Annotated in this window: 18 protein-coding genes; 12 read left to right on the forward strand and 6 right to left on the reverse strand. The window is 64.4% G+C overall.

What is annotated here, in order from left to right; translation table 11 throughout:
- Positions 1-105 precede the first annotated feature (105 nt).
- Entirely contained in the window at positions 106-318 is a 213-nt protein-coding gene (locus AC1Q80_RS12790) for a hypothetical protein (RefSeq protein ID WP_173420812.1), read from the forward strand.
- A 12-nt stretch (positions 319-330) separates the two neighbouring features.
- Here AC1Q80_RS12790 and AC1Q80_RS12795 read toward each other — a convergent pair whose 3' ends face one another.
- Positions 331-876, reverse strand: coding sequence for an adenine phosphoribosyltransferase (locus AC1Q80_RS12795; RefSeq protein ID WP_173420813.1), 546 nt, complete (start codon positions 874-876; stop codon positions 331-333).
- A 202-nt stretch (positions 877-1078) separates the two neighbouring features.
- Between AC1Q80_RS12795 and AC1Q80_RS12800 the strand changes: the two genes are divergently transcribed.
- Together AC1Q80_RS12800 and AC1Q80_RS12805 are read left to right on the forward strand one after the other, a co-directional pair.
- Positions 1079-1264 (forward strand): DUF1059 domain-containing protein, encoded by a 186-nt coding sequence (locus tag AC1Q80_RS12800; RefSeq protein WP_173420814.1) that lies wholly within the window; start codon positions 1079-1081, stop codon positions 1262-1264.
- A gap of 369 nt (positions 1265-1633) precedes the next feature.
- Positions 1634-1939 (forward strand): hypothetical protein, encoded by a 306-nt coding sequence (locus AC1Q80_RS12805; protein WP_115419607.1) that lies wholly within the window; start codon positions 1634-1636, stop codon positions 1937-1939.
- Between the two features lie 147 nt (positions 1940-2086).
- Here AC1Q80_RS12805 and AC1Q80_RS12810 read toward each other — a convergent pair whose 3' ends face one another.
- From AC1Q80_RS12810 to AC1Q80_RS12820, 3 genes are read right to left on the reverse strand one after another with little or no spacing between them, the layout of a single operon-like run.
- Positions 2087-3346: a CCA tRNA nucleotidyltransferase gene (locus AC1Q80_RS12810; RefSeq protein WP_492360644.1), complete on the reverse strand. Its 1260-nt coding sequence runs from the start codon at positions 3344-3346 to the stop codon at positions 2087-2089.
- Positions 3343-3975: a CoA pyrophosphatase gene (locus AC1Q80_RS12815; RefSeq protein WP_173420817.1), complete on the reverse strand. Its 633-nt coding sequence runs from the start codon at positions 3973-3975 to the stop codon at positions 3343-3345. Before AC1Q80_RS12815 ends, AC1Q80_RS12810 begins: the two co-directional genes overlap by 4 nt.
- Positions 3972-4595: a DUF1285 domain-containing protein gene (locus AC1Q80_RS12820; RefSeq protein ID WP_492360645.1), complete on the reverse strand. Its 624-nt coding sequence runs from the start codon at positions 4593-4595 to the stop codon at positions 3972-3974. Before AC1Q80_RS12820 ends, AC1Q80_RS12815 begins: the two co-directional genes overlap by 4 nt.
- A gap of 195 nt (positions 4596-4790) precedes the next feature.
- Here AC1Q80_RS12820 and AC1Q80_RS12825 point away from each other — a divergent pair, with 195 nt between their 5' ends.
- The 7 genes from AC1Q80_RS12825 to AC1Q80_RS12855 are packed head-to-tail and all read left to right on the forward strand — an operon-like array spanning position 4791 to position 13754.
- A complete protein-coding gene (locus AC1Q80_RS12825; protein ID WP_173420819.1) occupies positions 4791-5804 on the forward strand; it encodes an AAA family ATPase in 1014 nt (337 codons plus the stop codon).
- A gap of 3 nt (positions 5805-5807) precedes the next feature.
- Positions 5808-6728, forward strand: a complete 921-nt coding sequence (locus AC1Q80_RS12830; RefSeq protein WP_173420820.1) for a DUF58 domain-containing protein — start codon at positions 5808-5810, stop codon at positions 6726-6728.
- Complete coding sequence (locus tag AC1Q80_RS12835) at positions 6725-9532, forward strand: DUF4159 domain-containing protein (protein ID WP_492360646.1); 2808 nt, start codon at positions 6725-6727, stop codon at positions 9530-9532. The genes AC1Q80_RS12830 and AC1Q80_RS12835 overlap by 4 nt, the downstream gene beginning before the upstream one ends.
- A 10-nt stretch (positions 9533-9542) precedes the next feature.
- Positions 9543-11612 (forward strand): hypothetical protein, encoded by a 2070-nt coding sequence (locus AC1Q80_RS12840; protein WP_492360647.1) that lies wholly within the window; start codon positions 9543-9545, stop codon positions 11610-11612.
- Positions 11609-12082, forward strand: coding sequence for a GNAT family N-acetyltransferase (locus tag AC1Q80_RS12845; protein ID WP_492360648.1), 474 nt, complete (start codon positions 11609-11611; stop codon positions 12080-12082). Before AC1Q80_RS12840 ends, AC1Q80_RS12845 begins: the two co-directional genes overlap by 4 nt.
- A gap of 53 nt (positions 12083-12135) precedes the next feature.
- The gene (locus AC1Q80_RS12850; protein ID WP_492360649.1) at positions 12136-13329 is read left to right on the forward strand and encodes a glycoside hydrolase family 5 protein; all 1194 of its coding nucleotides are present in this window, start codon (positions 12136-12138) and stop codon (positions 13327-13329) included.
- Positions 13330-13331: 2 nt separating this feature from the next.
- The gene (locus AC1Q80_RS12855; protein ID WP_492360650.1) at positions 13332-13754 is read left to right on the forward strand and encodes a GNAT family N-acetyltransferase; all 423 of its coding nucleotides are present in this window, start codon (positions 13332-13334) and stop codon (positions 13752-13754) included.
- A 124-nt stretch (positions 13755-13878) separates the two neighbouring features.
- On the opposite strand, the gene AC1Q80_RS12860 is transcribed toward AC1Q80_RS12855, so the two are convergent.
- The gene (locus AC1Q80_RS12860) at positions 13879-14436 is read right to left on the reverse strand and encodes a GNAT family N-acetyltransferase (protein ID WP_492360651.1); all 558 of its coding nucleotides are present in this window, start codon (positions 14434-14436) and stop codon (positions 13879-13881) included.
- 256 nt (positions 14437-14692) lie between these two features.
- Here AC1Q80_RS12860 and AC1Q80_RS12865 point away from each other — a divergent pair, with 256 nt between their 5' ends.
- Complete coding sequence (locus AC1Q80_RS12865) at positions 14693-15670, forward strand: glutathione S-transferase family protein (RefSeq protein WP_492360652.1); 978 nt, start codon at positions 14693-14695, stop codon at positions 15668-15670.
- 50 nt (positions 15671-15720) lie between these two features.
- On the opposite strand, the gene AC1Q80_RS12870 is transcribed toward AC1Q80_RS12865, so the two are convergent.
- Complete coding sequence (locus AC1Q80_RS12870; RefSeq protein ID WP_492360653.1) at positions 15721-16161, reverse strand: NUDIX domain-containing protein; 441 nt, start codon at positions 16159-16161, stop codon at positions 15721-15723.
- Between the two features lie 137 nt (positions 16162-16298).
- On the opposite strand from AC1Q80_RS12870, the gene AC1Q80_RS12875 reads away from it, so the two are divergent.
- On the forward strand, positions 16299-17201 hold the full coding sequence (locus AC1Q80_RS12875; protein ID WP_173420828.1) for a metallophosphoesterase family protein: 903 nt from the start codon (positions 16299-16301) through the stop codon (positions 17199-17201).
- Positions 17202-17204: the final 3 nt, after the last annotated feature.

Here is a 17204-nt window from a genome sequence, read left to right on the forward strand (position 1 = left end):
GAACGATTTGGGCGTAAAATCCGTTCGGACCTTCCAAGCTTCACGCCAGTTGCCGATAGGCCCTGGTGTAGCGGAGCTTTGACAGGGAGAACTGGAGGGCAATCTATGGAAAAGACCCATGTCCGCGAACTGGCGGAGGAATATCTTCGCCTCGGCGGCCACCGGCGCGTGGCCATCGACGATAACGAAACCTCGATCCGAAGCTGGGAAGCCGAGCCGCCAGAGGCCGACGCCTTCTGGCGGAGGGAGGTCGAAACACTGACACCGGCAACGCAGCGCGAAGTGCAACTGATGCTGCCCACGATTAATCGCGCCTGAGGACGCGGGCCCTCAGTGGCCGTCGAATTCAATCAGCGTGCGGACGTTGACGCCGAGCGCTTCTAGCTTCTTGCGGCCGCCGAGTTCCGGCAGGTCGATGACGAAACAGGCTGCAACGATATCGGCGCCCATCTGCTTCAACAGCTTGACGGCGGCTTCGGCCGTGCCGCCGGTGGCGATCAGGTCGTCGACCAGAATGACCTTCTCGCCCGGCTTGAGCGCATCCTTGTGCATCTCCATCTCGTCGACGCCGTATTCGAGGCTGTAAGCGATGCGCACCGTGTCATGCGGCAGCTTGCCCTTCTTGCGGATCGGCACGAATCCGGAGGAAAGCTGATGCGCGATGGCGCCGCCAAGAATGAAACCGCGCGCCTCGATACCGGCGATCTTGTCGATCTTGGTGCCGGCATAGGGATGCACCAGTTCGTCGATCGCACGGCGGAACGCACGGGGATTGCCGAGCAGCGTGGTGATGTCGCGGAACATGACGCCCGGCTTCGGATAGTCGGGAATATTGCGGATAGCGGCGATCAGTTCCGATTGAACGGTAGTGGTCATGGGCAAAGAAGGCCTTTGTGTCTCTTGTTACCGCAAACCCATAACACCATCGACCGACATGTCTATAACGGTTTCTTGCCGCACGGCAGGCTGGAACAATTTGGTCGGCCCAGGGGTTGATGTTAGGCTGGGAGCCGTGACGCGCGGAGGAGATGCGCGTGACCTGCCCCTTGCTTGAGCTCACATCGGAAGGAGGAACATCATGCGCCTGTTTGAATGCGGTTCTCTTGTCCCGGGTTGCGAATGGCACACGCGCGCCGATAATGACGCCGAAATCGTCCGCCGCGTGGTGGACCATATGCGCCAGGCGCACGGCGAAACCATGATCCGCGAAAACATGATCGACAACATCAAGGCGCGCATCGTCGAAGAGACCAAGGCCGCCTGACAAAGCTGCATATGCCCCGAACGCGCGCGGGTTTTACACCGACACAGACCCGCGACGCGTCTCGTGTTGCCGCCCGCCAGAGGTGCCTGGCGACGAACTGGTGCGAGAGACAAAACGATCGCCACCACCCGATCTGGATTTGCGACGTTCTCCTGCCAGCTCTTAGGACCGCGGGACCGCGCGTTCTGTTATCCCGTGGACGAGCGGTAATGCGCGAAGGAGATTTGACCCGCCCGGCCCTCACGCTCTATAGCCTCCTGATCAGCACGCGGCGTGTCGCCCTCGCCTGTCGTGGTGATCACTTGCGTTTGCCGGCCGCCTGCGCGAACGTCTCATGCCCTGGATTCTTTTAACTGGCACTCGGAACCTATGAACGACAAAGCTTTTGACACTTTGACCGGCATGTACTTCACGGTCGACGACCCCGATGGGAGCTATGGCACTGGCCAAGTTATTCGTCTTGCTGCCGAAGGGATTTATTTCGTTCGCTTCGACGGCAATGAGGTGACGCTGCCCCTGGAACTCGTATCCATCGGCGAGATGTTGCAGACCACCGAAGAGGAATACAAGCTTTGGCGGTTCTTCGATACGACCGAGGAAAGAGACAAGTGGATCGAATGGCTGGATGCACCATCCAAACCAAGGGTCATTTCGCTTGTGAGGCCGACCAAGTAGCAGCCTCTCGGCCCAGTCACTCCTGGAGCCCACAGGTTTCTCGTTCACGGCGCGTGTTTGGTACCAGCAGAGATCCGTCGTCTATGGCGCCTGGCGCTTTTCCGCCAGGTCATTATGGACCTCGACTCTAGACCTCACGCCCGTTCTTCATTCCCGCGGCACCAAAGCCTCGAGCCTTGCGACGAGGTTCGCCCGGTCGACGCTGAAGTTGCGTTCGACCCACAATGTCTCCAGCTCGCCGAGGATTTCGCCGACGCGCGGCCCGGCCGGGATGCCGGCCTTCAGCACATCCGCACCCGACAGCGGGAAACTCGGGCGCTTCCATGCCTCGGTTCGCTTCAAGAGGCGCTGGAAGGAAGCGGTCTCGGCCAGCAGTGCCGGATCGCTTTCGGACTTGCGCCTCGCCGAGGCAAGCGCCAACCGCAGCCGGACGGAAATCCCCTCGGCACCGTGGCGGTAGAGCAGCCGGTCAAGCGCCGCGTCGACCGTCTTGGTTGGTATCGTCGGGGCAGTGGCAAAGCGCGCAAAATAGGCCGCCTCGGCCTTCGACAGGCGCAACCGTGCGGCCATGGCTTCGAGTCGCTCTGCGTCCGGCGGCACGATCGCCGCAAGGCGCAACAGCGGATCGACAACCCACGAGAATGCTCGCTCGGCGGCAACCAGTTCCGGAATGGCGTCGATGCCCCATTTTTCGGTCTCGGGCAGGATCTCGGTCAACACGCCCGCCTGGCGCATCCAGAGTAGCGCGCGGCCCGGGTCCTCGGCCGAAAGCAGCTTCTTCGTCTCCGCCCACACGCGTTCTGCCGAAAGCGTCGACAGTTTTGAACGCGCCTGCGCGCAGGCCCTCAAGCCATCGGCATCGGGACGCCCGTTGCCGTAATGAGCGAAGAAGCGGAAGAAACGGAGAATGCGCAGATAGTCTTCTGCCACCCGCTCGGCCGCGTTGCCGATAAAGCGCAGGGTCCGGCTTTCGATATCGGCCAAACCGCCGACTTCGTCGATGACCTCGCCTTTGTCATTCGCGTAGAGTGCGTTGATGGTGAAGTCGCGCCGTTCGGCATCCACCTTCCAGTCGGTTCCGAAGGCCACTTCCGCCCGGCGCCCGTCGGTCGCGACGTCGCGACGCAGCGTCGTCACCTCATAGGGCGTTCCGTCGATGACCAGCGTCACCGTGCCATGGTCGATGCCCGTCGGCACCACCTTGATACCGGCAGCCTTCGCGCGGGCAGACACGTCTTGCGGATGCCAGGTGGTGGCCATGTCGACATCGCCGACGGGCACGCCCATCAGGCTGTTGCGCACGGCGCCGCCGACGACGCGCACCTCCCCGCCCTCGGCGTTCAGGACGTCGAAGACGCGGCGAAGGGATGGAGCTGAAAACCAGCTCTCACCGGCAACCGAGGTCATGCATAAAGCCTTTCATAAAGCATTCGGACGATGCCGGCGGTGATACCCCAGATATTCCTGTCGCCATAGGGCATGCGATAGAAATGCCGGTCTTCGCCCTGCCAGTGGCCGCTTCCGCGCCCATGGTTGCCGGGGTTCATCAGAAACGACAGCGGCACTTCGAAGACGCTTTCGACCTCGTCGGGGTTGGGAACCAGCTCGAAGCCCGGCTGCACCACCGCCAGAACCGGCGTGATCTTGAAGCCGGACAACGCCATGTAATGCGGCAGCCGCCCGATCGTTTCCACAAAGCGTGGATCGAGACCGATCTCCTCCTGCGCCTCGCGAAGGGCGGCAAGCTCGATCGACCGGTCTTCGGGATCGACCGCGCCGCCGGGAAACGCCACCTGGCCGGAATGCTTGCGCAGGCTGGCGGTGCGCTGGGTGAAGATGACATGCGCATCTTCGCCGTCGTCGACCACCGGCACCAGCACCGCCGCATCCTTCAGATGCAGGGTCTCGAGATGCGGAACGATGCCGGGGTTGAGCAGGAAATCGCCGTGCTCCCGCCAGGAGCTTTCCACCGGCCCGCCCATCTGGGTCAGCGCCCGGCGGCGAAATTCGTCGGCGGAATAGGGATGCCCGTTCATCGCGACAGCGCTTCCAGTTCGCCAGCCGGCATGATCGGGAAGACCGAGCCGCCCGACCGTACGCAGAACATCTCGACGCCGTCGACCATTAGAGTTTCGCCGAGGTCGACGAGATCATACATGACGGGTCGAGACACCAGCGCTTCCAGCCGGCCGCGCACATGTAGATAAGGTTTCAGCTCGCGATTGTCGCCGTGGATGACAAAACGCAAGGCGTGTTCCGGCCCCGCCTCGACAACATCGCCGACATTTGTGCGAAAGGTCAGCACCTGCACGCCGTCTTTCTCCGTGACGCTCATTTCGACGGCAAGGAAAGGGGCGTCGACGATGCGGATCGCCACCTTTTCCACAGGCGTCACCAGATAGGTGACGCCGTCCTCGTCCTTGCGCAAAACTGTGGAGAACAGCCGCACCAGCGGCTGCCGGCCAATCGGCGTGCCGAGATAGAACCAAGTGCCGTCGGCGCGGATTTCCATGTCGATATCGCCGCAGAATGGCGGATTCCAGCGCTCCACGGGCGGCAGGCCGCGCTTGCCGTCGCCAGTCTGGCCGGCCGCGCGCGTAATCAGCGCCGCTAGTCCGGCCGCGTCCCCGGTTCGCTGAATTTCGGCTTCTGCCATCGTTCCGTCCCGATTGGCCCCGATTTTGCACCGGAGGCGTGTATGCCGTCGCGAGATGCGGCGTGTATGATGTCACGAGATAGTGCGTCTGCGGCGACTTGTCAGCCGTCAGCCAGGGTCTAAATTGGAATAAGGCAACTGAAATTCCCCGGCGGGGCGATTCGGTTCAACAACGGGCGACCGGGGAGTATGACCATGAGTGTGATGAAGGGCGCGACGGACGCGACCGACGAAAAGGCGATCGTTGCCGCGGCGGAAAACGCGCTTGCGGAAATCGCGCTCGTGCGCGCCGAAGTCGGCAAGGTCATCTTCGGCCAGGAAACGGTGGTCGAGCAGACCCTGCTTGCGGTCCTGTCGGGCGGTCACGCCCTGCTCGTCGGCGTGCCCGGCCTTGCCAAGACCAAGCTGGTGGCGACGCTCGGCACCGTTCTCGGGCTCGATTCCAGCCGCGTCCAGTTCACGCCCGACCTGATGCCGTCGGATATTCTCGGCTCCGAAGTCATGGACCAGGATGCCGCCGGCCATCGCTCCTTCCGTTTCATCCCCGGCCCGATCTTCACGCAGCTCTTGATGGCCGACGAAATCAACCGCGCTTCGCCGCGCACGCAGTCGGCGCTGTTGCAGGCGATGCAGGAGTATCACATCACCGTTGCCGGCGCCCGCAAGGACCTGCCGCAGCCGTTCCATGTGCTGGCGACCCAGAACCCGCTGGAGCAGGAAGGCACCTATCCCCTGCCCGAGGCGCAGCTCGACCGCTTCCTGATGCAGGTCGACGTCGGCTATCCCGAGCTTGCCGCAGAACGGCAGATCCTGCTTGAAACCACGGGCACCGCCGAAGCGACTGCCCGTCCCGTCATCGATGCCGCCCGCCTGCAGCAGATCCAGAGCCTCATCCGCCAGATGCCGGTCGGCGAAAAGGTGGTCGATGCGATCCTGGCGCTGGTGCGCTCCGCCCGTCCGGGCAACGGCAATGCCGCCACCGACAAGAACGTCGCCTGGGGCCCGGGCCCGCGCGCAGGACAGGCGCTGATGCTGTGCGCCCGCGCCCGCGCGCTTTACGATGGGCGGCTTGCGCCGTCGATCGACGATATCATGGCACTCGCCGAGCCCGTTCTCCAGCACCGTATGGCGCTGACCTTCGCCGCCCGTGCCGAAGGCATGACCGTGCGCGACGTCATCGCCGGACTGGTGAAACAAGCCAAGGGATAAAGAATGGCCTCCATCGGGCACATAGTTGCGCGTACCCCCGCTGGTGAGGTTCTTTCCCGTGCGCAGCAGCGCGCGATGCTCGTTCCTGACTGCCTCGTCGAAGCCCGCCGCATCGCCAACACGGTGATCTCCGGCTGGCACGGCCGGCGCAAGCGCGGGATCGGCGAGAATTTCTGGCAGTTCCGGCCCTATAGCGACGGCGAAAGCCTGTCGCGCATCGACTGGCGCCGCTCCGCCCGCGACGATCATACCTATGTGCGCGACCGCGAATGGGAGGCAGCCCACACCATCTGGCTCTGGGCCGACCTGTCGCCGTCGATGATGTACAAGTCGACGCTCGGATCGGTGTCGAAGGAAAGCCGGGCGCTGGTCTTGATGCTGGCGCTCGCCGAAATCCTCGCGCGCTCCGGCGAGCGCATCGGATGTCCTGGGGTGATGGAGCCGATCTCCGCCCGCAACGCCGCCGAACGGCTGGCAACCGCCATCATGCTGACGCCGCTTTCCGAAGGGCTGCCGGAGACTGGCATGATCCGCAACGCCAGCGATCTGGTGCTGATCGGCGATTTTCTCGACCCGACCGACCGGATCATGGAGCGGCTGGGTCCGCTCGCCCGCCGCGGCCTGCGCGGTCATGTCGTCGAGGTTGCCGATCCGGCCGAGGAGGTCTTTCCCTATGCCGGGCGGACCGAATTCAGCGACCCAGAAACCGGCCAGAAGCTGACCGCCGGGCGCGCCGAGATCCTGCGCGAAGATTATCAGCGCGCCTACCTCGCTCGCCGCGAAAGCCTCGGGGTGACGCTGCGCCATCTCGGCTGGACTTTTACGCCGCACCGGACGGACAGACCCGCCTCCGAGGCGCTGGTTGCAGTCCACATGTATCTCTCGGGCATGCCCGGTCGCGCCACCCATGGAGGCCAGCTATGACCGGCCTTCCCTTTCTGTTTGCCAATCCCGCGATGCTTGCGGCGCTGATCGCCCTTCCGGTGATCTGGTGGCTCTTGCGCATGACCCCGCCGAAGCCGGCGGCCGAAGTGTTCCCACCGCTGCGCATTCTTGCCTCGGTGCTGAAGCGCGAGGAAACACCGTCGAAAAGCCCGTGGTGGCTGACCCTTTTGCGCATGCTTTTGGCGGCCGCGGTTATTCTCGCCATCGCCGACCCCGTGGTGAACCCGCGCCAGAACACGTTGGCAACGAGCGGCCCGCTCGCCATCGTCGTCGACAACAGCTGGGCAACGGCTACCGACTGGGAGCAGCGTGTGGATGCCGTCAGCACGCTGATCGACGATGCCGAGGCGCGCGACCTCGCCGTCTCGATCGCCTTCACAGGCGACCGCCAGCACGACGCCACGCCGGGCTCGGCAGCGACTGCGCGCAACAGGCTTGCTGCCGCCGCCCCCATCCCGCTCGCCGTCGACCGCACCCAGGCGATTGCCGCACTGAAAACCGCGTTTGAAGGCGCGAAGCCCGGCACGCTGGCCTTCGTCAGCGACGGCATCGAGGCAGCAGACCAGAAGACCATGGCGGCGCTATCCGAGGTCGGAGCCGCCGAACTGCGGCTGATCGAGGCCGATGGCAGCCGCACCGTGGCACTGACCGATAGCAGCAACGGCTCGACCGGCATGTCGGTGACGGCAACGCGCCTCAACAAGGATGGGGCGCTCACCCTGCCGATCGTCGCCTATGACACGCGCGGCCGCGCCATTGCCGACGGGCAGATCGCCTTCGGCCCCGGCGAAGGCGTCGCCAAGGGCAGCATCGAGGCGCCCTTCGAACTGCGCAACGACTTTGCCCGCATCGGCATCGAGAATGCCGCGACCGCCGGCAGCGTGCACCTGCTCGACGATGGTTTCCGCCGTCGTCGCGTCGCACTTCTGAGCGGCGAGGCCCGCGATCAGTCGCAGCCGCTTCTGTCGCCGCTCTACTACATCAACCGCGCGCTCGCGCCCTATGCCGATCTCGTCGAACCGCACGAGACCGATCTCGCCGTCGCCATTCCGGAGCTCCTGGAGCAGAAGCCGTCCGTGCTGATCATGGCCGATATCGGCCGGCTGCCGGAAGAGATCTATCCGAAGCTCACGAAATGGATCGACAATGGCGGCATGCTCATCCGCTTCGCCGGCCCCAGGCTTGCAGCCGCCCCCGCCGACGATCCGCTGGTGCCGGTGACGCTGCGCCAGGGCGAACGGGCGCTCGGCGGCGCACTTTCCTGGTCCGAACCGCAACCGCTCGCCGACTACCCGGCCAACAGCCCGTTTGCCGGCATGGCGCGCCCGACCGACATTCTGGTCAAGCGGCAGGTTCTGGCCGAGCCGACCGCCGATCTTGCCGAGCGCACCTGGGCAAGCCTTGCCGATGGCACGCCACTGGTGACGACGTCGGCCCACGGCGCCGGGCGCATCATCCTCTTCCACGTGAGCGCCGAAGCCACCTGGTCGAACCTGCCGATCTCGGGCGATTTCGTCGAGATGCTGCGCCGCAGTGTCCAGCTGTCGCGCGGCGGTGGCGTTGCCAACGAGGGCAAGGCGCAGCAACAGACGCTCGCGCCCTATCGGCTGCTGAACGCCGACGGCGTGCTTGTCGCTGAGACCGGCAATGCCCGGCCGCTCGATGTCGTGCCGGGCCAGGTGCCGGTGTCGACGCCTGAGAATCCGCCGGGTCTCTACGGATCGGAAGATGGCTTTACCGCGCTCAACCTTTTGCCGCGCAATGCCGAGCTGACGCCGATCGACATGACCGCCGCCGGCGCTCACACCACCCAGCAATTGGCCGCTTCCGAAAGCTGGTCGCTGAAGCCGGCCCTGTTCACCCTTGCAATGCTGCTGCTCCTCGTCGACGCGCTGATCGTGCTGTTCATGGGCGGGGCCTTCTCGCGTCTGCGCGCAGCAAAGGCGATGACCGCAGGCCTCCTGCTGGCGGTAAGTGCCTTCCTCGTCTCGCCGCCGGATAGTCTGGCCGACGACAGCCGACCGGAAGACGCCGCCATTCTCGAGCGCCTCGACACCACGCATCTCGCCTACGTCGTGACCGGCGAAGGCGAAGTCGATCGTCTCTCCGAGCGCGGGCTTGCGGGACTTACCGACTTTCTCACCTATCGCACGACACTTGAGCCGGGCACCCCTGTCGGCCTCGATATCGCCAAGGACGAACTGTCGTTCTATCCGATCATCTATTGGCCGGTTTCCGCATCGGCGCCGATGCCGAGCCCGCAGGCCGTCAGCCGCATCGACGCCTATATGCGCGCCGGCGGCACGGTACTGTTCGACACGCGCGACCAGTTCTCTTCGCTCGGCGCATCGTCCGGCGGGACCAGCCCCAACACCGAGCGGCTGCAGGCGATCCTTGCCAACCTCGACATCCCGCCGCTGGAGCCCGTTCCGACCGACCACGTGCTGACCAAAGCATTTTACCTGCTGTCGAACTTCCCCGGCCGCTACACCGGCAGCCCGCTGTGGATCGAGGCGCAGCTCGACAATCGCGAAGAGGCGAGCAATCGCCCGGCCCGCTCTGGCGATGGCGTGACGCCGATCATGATTACCGGCAACGACTTTGCCGGCGCCTGGGCGGTGGATGCCAACGGCGTCGCATTGCTGCCAACCGTACCACCGGACGAAATGCAGCGTGAATACGCCTTCCGTTCCGGCGTCAACATCATGATGTATATGCTGACCGGCAACTACAAGGCCGACCAGGTGCACGTGCCGGCCCTGCTCGAACGGCTCGGACAATGAGGGCCGATCGATGACCGCTGACTTCTCGCCATTCATCCCGTGGCCCTATCTGGCGGTGCTTGCCGTCGCAGCCGCGATCCTGGCCGCACTCGGCATCTGGCGCGGCGTGCGCGGCGCCTGGGTGCGCGCCGCTGCGCTTGCCGCCTTCTGTCTGGCGCTCGCCAACCCGGTCCTCTTCCAGGAGGAGCGCGAGCCGCTGTCGACCATCGTCGCCGTGGTCGTCGACCGCAGCCAGAGCCAGGATTATGCCGGCCGGCGCGAGCAGACCGACAAGGCGCTTGCCGACCTCAAGGACCGCCTTGCCCGCTTCCCGCAGATCGAGACCCGCATCGTCGAAGCCGCCGACAGCCCGGAGAGCGAAGCGCCTTCAACCCGCCTCTTCTCCGCCTTGACCTCCGTGCTTGCCGATGTGCCGCCGGCGCGGGTCGGCGGTGCGATCTTCATTACCGACGGCCAGATCCACGACGTGCCCGACATCAACCAGAAGCTCGGCTTCGACGCGCCGATCCATGGGCTGATCAGCGGCAGGCCGGATGAATTCGACCGTCGCATCGAGATCGTCAGCGCGCCGCGCTTCGGCATCGTCGGCGAACAGCAGAAGCTGTCCTTCCGCGTGGTCGACGATGGCAAGGCGCCGGGCGGCACCGCCGAGGTGACCATCCGCCTCAATGGCAACGAGATCGCAACGGAAGTCGCCGAACCCGGCACCGACGTGCCTTTCAGCTTCACCGTGCCGCGCGGCGGCAACAACATCCTCGAATTTGCGGTCAACGGCGTCCCCGGCGAAGTTACCGAAACCAACAATCGCGCCGTCCATGTTCTCGACGGCATCCGCGAAAACCTGCGCGTGCTCTTGGTCTCAGGCGAGCCGCATGCGGGCGAACGCGCCTGGCGCAACCTGTTGAAGTCCGATGCCGCCGTCGACCTCGTGCATTTCACCATTCTGCGCCCGCCGGAAAAGCAGGACGGAACCCCAATCAACGAGCTGTCGCTGATCGCGTTTCCCACGCGCGAGCTGTTCGTCGACAAGATCAGCGAGTTCGACCTGATCATCTTCGACCGCTATCAGCACCGCGGCGTGCTGCCGATCCTCTACTATGACAACATCGCGCAATATGTGCAGAACGGCGGCGCGCTCTTGATCGCAGCCGGGCCTGAGCATGCCGGCAACGATTCGATCGCCGCCACGCCGCTTTCGGCGGTACTGCCCGCAAACCCGACCGGCGTGATGAATGAAAAGGGCTTCTATCCGCGCCTTTCGGATGAGGGCAAGAAACACCCGGTCACCCGCGGCCTCGAAGGGGCTGCCAGCGAACCGCCGCAATGGGGCCGCTGGTTCCGCACCGTCGACGTCGACCGGCCACTCGGCCAGACCGTGATGGAAGCCGCCGACGGCAAGCCGCTATTGGTGCTCAATCGTGTCGGCAAGGGACGCGTCGCCATGCTTCTGTCCGACCAGGGCTGGCTCTGGGCCCGGGGCTTTGAAGGTGGCGGTCCGCACGTCTCGCTCTATCGTCGCACCGCCCATTGGCTGATGCAGGAGCCGGCGCTGGAAGAGGAAGCGCTGACGGCCCGCGCCGCAGGCCGCACGCTCGAAATCACCCGCCAGACCATCGAGGGCGACCCCGGCCCCGCGACCCTCACCTATCCCTCCGGCAAAACCGAGGAGCTGTCGCTGACGCAGCGCGAACCGGGCCTCTACAGCGCCGAGGTGAAGACCACGGAAACCGGCCTCTTCGAAGTGGCCAACGACGAACTGTCCACGCTCGTCCATGTCGGCAATGTCGACGCGCCGGAATTCAAGGCGGCGATCTCGACCGAGGACAAGCTGCGCCCCTGGGCAGAACAGACCAAGGGCCTGGTGCGCCGGCTGGCAAGCGCCGACGGCGCCATAGACCTGCCGTCGATCCTGCCGGTGCGCGGCGCCGTGCGCGTCGCCGACGACCAGCGGCTGTCGCTGCGCCTGACCGACGAGACCGTACTCAGGGGCATCAATTCTCTGTCGCTGTTTACCGGCCTCTTCGGCCTTGCCGCCCTGCTCCTGCTGATCTCGGCGACATGGTACCGCGAGGGTCGATGACCGATCCGAGCGTCGCCATCAGCAACCTGCGCGACGTGCCCTATTTCGCCGACGATATCGCCGACCGCGTCTGGCGGGCCTGGTGGGAACCGCGCGGCTTTCCACTCGATCACATCGCCGGGCTGGTTGCCGGCAGCCTCGGCGACCATCGCATTCCTTTCGCCATCGTCGCCCATCGCGGCGCAACGTTTATCGGCACCGCCTCGGTGATCGAATCCGACCTGGAGGAGCGCCCCGAGCTTGGTCCCTGGGTGGCAGCCGTTTGGGTGGAGCCGACATTTCGCGGTCTCGGCCTCGGCGCGAGCATCGTTCGTCACGCAGCCGAGGCGGCCTTGGCGACCGGCGTCGAAACCGTGCATCTCTGCGCCTTGCCGCAGAAGCGCGCCTTCTACCAGCGCGGCGGTTGGCAGCTCGATGAAAAGGATGTGGGTGAAAGCCGGCTCGACGTTTTCAGCATGCGCCGTTCCTGATTTAGGCCACAATGACTGTCGACATCGCAGGGACATTCTTTGGAGCCCTGTAGATGCGTTTGATAGCCTCCTCCTTCCTTGCCCTCGCCCTTGCCGGCGCAATCGTCACCGGGCCCGCTCACGCGGCCGACCTTATCGATTTTTGGGACAAGCCGCAGCATGGCGGCAACAGCTTCAACCGGCTTCCGCCGGACGAGGCCTATTTCAAGGCGCTGTCCGGCTACGGCGCCACCTGGGTTCGCTTGTCCTACGACAAATGGAAGCCGGCCAAGCGCGACTTCCTGATCGGCAATGCCGACAAATACGAGGGCATACCGGCGGCCGACCTGAAGACGCTGAAGGAAACGCTCGATCGCGCCGACAAGGCCGGATTGAAGGTCGTCATCACGCCATTATCGCTGCCCGGCATGCGCTGGTCGCAGAACAACGGCAACAAGTTCGACGGTCGCATATGGCAGGACAAGGCCTGGTGGGCTGAGGCCGCAAGCTTCTGGCGCGACCTCGCCCGCGAACTCAAGGATCACCCTGGTGTTGCCGCCTACAACATCATCAACGAACCGGCGCCTGAAAAGCAGAACGGCCTTGCAGAACACGCCGACGAAAAGGCGATGCAGGACTGGTATGCGAGCAAGAAGGGCAGCGCCTCCGACGTCGTCGCCTTCTATGAGACGGTGATCGCCGCCATCCGCGAGGTCGACCCCGCGACCCCGATCATGGCCGACGCCGGCTGGTACGCCGCAGCCGATGCCTTCAGCTATTGGCCGTCGGGCCTCAGCGACCAGAAGGTGCTCTACAGCTTCCACATGTACGAGCCCTATGCGGCCACCAGCGCGCCCAACATGAAGCGCGAAAAGCCCTATACCTATCCCGGCAAGGTGCCTTTCGGCGAAGGCGAGGAAAACTGGGACAAGGCGCGGGTTGCCTCCTATCTCGACCGGCCGGTGCAGTGGGCGAAAGACAAGGGCATTGCGCTCAACCGCGTCGTTGCCGGAGAATTCGGTTGCATGCGCCGCTGGACCGGCTGCAAGGCCTATCTCGAGGACGTGCTGACGACGCTCGACAAGGACAGCCTGCACTGGGCCTTCTACAGCTTCCGCGAAGACAGCTGGGACGGCATGGACTACGAACTCGGATCGAAGAAGGTCCACTGGAAATATTGGGACGCGATCGATGCCGGCACGCCCGATCCGGTCAAGCGCACGGCGACGCCTGAGTTCGAACCGATCTCCAAGCGGCTGGCCAGGTAGGAGTGTCCATGTTCGAGATCACCGACAAACCGCCGGCCGAAGCGCTTGAAGCCATCGGCAACGGCCTGACGGCCTTCAACGCCGCCGATGTCGGCCCGTCCGAACGGCGGCCACTGGCAGTGCTCATCGGTGGTTCCGATGCCGGCGGAAAACGCGGCGGCCTCAACGGCTATACCGCCTGGGGCTGGCTGTTCGTGCAATGGCTGTGGCTGCCCGAAGACCTGCGCGGCCAGGGTCTGGCGGCCAGGCTCCTGGCCGCGGCCGAAGACGAGGCCCGTCGCCGCGGCTGCCACGGCGCCTGGATCGACACGTTCAATCCGCAAGCCCGCCGCGCCTACGAGCGCCAGGGTTACGAGGCCTTCGGCGAGTTGCCCGACTTTCCGCCGGGCCGCAGCCGGGTCTTTCTGAAAAAGCAGCTGGGCTAAAGCATTTCCAGGAAAAGTGCGGAGCGGTTTTCCGTCAGGAAATGCGTAAAAACAGAGACATAGAGCGTTTCTGTGTTTCCGTGTAAATCGGAAACGCTCTAGAGGTCGCCGACAGACGGTATTGTCAGACGGCAAGCGCCAGTTCGATGTCTTCGACCTCGGCCATCTCCTCGACAGTCGTGTCGTCCCGCCAACCGATGACGCCGGCAAGACCGGCATGCACGCCTTCGGCCATCGGCACAACCAGCACCCGTGCCGGATCGACCGGGCCCGGGAATTCCAGTGCCGCGTAACGGACCTTCTCGAAGCCGAGCGGCTGGTAATAGGGCGGGTCGCCAACGAGGATGACGGCGTGCGAGCCCTTCCGCCGTGCCGCTTCGACGGCGATACGCACCAACTCCCGGCCGATGCCCATGTTCTTGTGCGACGGCCGTACGGCGAGCGGCCCAAGCAGATGCCCCTTGATCGAACCCGCCATCACGGGCGTCATCCGGACCGAGGCAATCGTCTCGCCATTATCGGCGCAGACGAAGGACAGCGACCGATCGTGGGCGCCCTGCTCGCGAATGCGTGCAGCCGCCCGGGCGAACCGGCCGGGACCAAAGGCTTCTTCGTTGATGATTTCGATGGCTGCGTCATGGGACGCGTCTTCGGTCAGGTAGACGAGGTCATGCTTTTTCATGGGATCAGGAACCGTATGCAGACAGACATGGGGATGGCTTCGCCCGAGGGGGCGTTGGCAGCATCAGCGTCGTCGCAGGTTTCCCGAGAAAGTCATGAGTACGGTTCGTTCCGGACACAGAGAAATTTTCTGAAATCGCCGATACCAGAAAATTGCCCGATGTCAAAGCCCAAAACGCACTGTTCAGAAATCGATACCTTCCGCAGGTCGATAAAGCCGCTATCTATGAACAACGAAACCACGAAGGAGATTGCCCATGGGCAGGCTTGTAGACGGCGTCTGGCAGGACGTCTGGTATGACACGGCGGCGACGAAGGGCCACTTCAAGCGCAGCGAATCGCAGTTCCGCAACTGGATCACATCAGATGGATCGGCAGGCCCATCGGGCGAAAGCGGCTTCAAGGCCGAGGCCGGGCGCTATCATCTCTATGTCTCGCTCGCCTGCCCCTGGGCACACCGCACGCTGATCTTCCGCAAGCTGAAGAAGCTCGAAGACCTGATCTCGGTCTCGATCGTCGATCCGCTGATGCTGTCGAAGGGCTGGGAATTCAAGGGCAAGGACGGCGGCACCGTCGACCACCTCTTCGGCTCCGAAGCGCTCTGGCAGGTCTACACCCGCGCCGACCCAACCTATTCCGGCCGGGTGACGGTGCCCGTCCTCTGGGACAAGCAGAAGAACACCATTGTCTCGAACGAATCCGCCGAGATCATCCGCATGTTCAATTCGGCTTTTGATGAGCTGACCGGTTCGAATGCGGATTTCTATCCGCAAGACTTGCGCACCGAAATCGACGAACTGAACGCTCGCATCTACGGCACTGTCAACAACGGCGTTTACAAGGCCGGCTTCGCCACGAGCCAGGAAGCCTACGAGCAAGGCGTCACCCCGCTGTTCGACATGCTCGACGAGCTGGAAGAGCGGCTGGCGAGCCGGCGCTACCTGACCGGCAGCGCGATCACCGAAGCCGACTGGCGGCTGTTCACGACGCTGGTGCGCTTCGACCCCGTCTATGTCGGCCACTTCAAGTGCAATATCCGCCGGATCGCCGACTACAAGAACCTGCAGGGCTACCTGCGCGACCTCTACCAGGTGGCGGGCGTGGCCGAGACGGTCGACATGCGCCACATCAAGGAGCACTACTACCGCAGCCACACGATGATCAATCCGACCGGGGTCGTGCCCGTCGGCCCGATCCTCGATCTGGATGCTCCGCATGGGCGAGGCGCCATCTAAACACCCGGCAAGGCGCTGTCTTGCGCCAGGTCAGGGCCGCACAGCCAGATCTACCAGTAGCTGTCGAAAACGCTTGCGCCCGCCAGCTCTCCAAGCCGGCGGCGCGTGGCGGGCGTCGTATCGTCAGGCAGGGCATCAAGCGCAAAAAAGCCGCTCGCCGAAATCTCCAGATCCGGCGTCTTCGGCGCCGACTGGCGAACATGGTCGCAGCGGTAAAACACCACGTGATCGCGGCGGCTCGTGCGCCTGTTGTAGTAGACCTGTACCAGCGCCGGCGGGACCGCCGCCTCGAGATTACCTTCCTCGCGCAACTCGCGCAGCAGGCCTTCGAGCGCCGTCTCGTCGCGGTCGAGGCCGCCACCCGGCAGGTGCCAGCCGGGCAGATAGGAGTGCCGCACCAGGAAGACCCGGCCCTGATCGTCGAAGCAGGCAGCGCGCACGCCGATCGTCATGCCGCGCGACAAGGCGTAGTAGCCGTGAGCCAGGCGCATCAGGACGCGGTGATACCAGCGCCGCACCTCCCGGGGCTGCTGTTTTTCCAGGTGTTTATCCTTCCGAATAGGCCGTTGGCCGGGATTAATCCGGCGACATGATTCCCCTCAACCGGAATATGCGCTAGACGGGGACGATGTTCAAACTTGCCCATATCTCCGATGTCCACCTCGGCCCCCTGCCCGATCTCTCCTTGAGGGAACTCGCCTCCAAGCGCATCACCGGCTTCGTCAACTGGCACCGGAACCGCAGGCGGCACCTGTTCACGGGCACGCTCGATTGCCTGATGGCCGACATCGAGAAGCGCGATCCGGACCATATGGCAATCACCGGCGACCTGGTGAACCTCGCTTCATCGCGGGAGATCACCGCGGTGACGGACTGGCTCGACGACGCTGGAGACCCGGCCAACATCTCGATTGTCCCGGGTAATCACGATGCCTATGTGCCGGGCGCCTATGAGAAGACGACGCGCGCCTGGTATCCCTTCATGCGCGCCGATGGCGCCCCGGCCGATTGGCATGAGAACCATCGCTGTTTCCCCTATATGCGGGTGCGCGGCCCGGTGGCGCTGATCGGTTGCTCGACGGCCGTCGCGACACCGCCCTTCGCCGCCAGCGGCTATTTCGGCCAGCGGCAGGCCCGCGCCACCGTCAAACTGCTGCGCCAGGCGGGCGATGCCGGCCTCTTCCGCGTGGTGATGATCCACCATCCGCCGATCCGCGGCGCCACGTCGCTGCACAAGCGGATGCTCGGCATCCGTCGTTTTGCAGCGACGATCTCGTCTGGCGGCGCCGAACTGGTGATCCACGGCCACACGCACTTGAACACCGTCTATTGGCTGAAGGGGCAGAACGGCCCGGTACCGGTTGTCGGCATCTCCTCGGCATCGCAGGGCCCGGGCGGCCACAAGCCGCCGGCTGCCTACAACCTGTTCACCATCGCCGGCGAGGCCGGCAACTGGCACCTCACCCGCGAGCGATACGCGCTCAACGCCGACGCGACGGGCGCCACGCTGGTTGAGACCACCCGTTTCTAGGGA

Source organism: Ensifer sp. GW823-FHT05D09 (assembly GCF_058795755.1).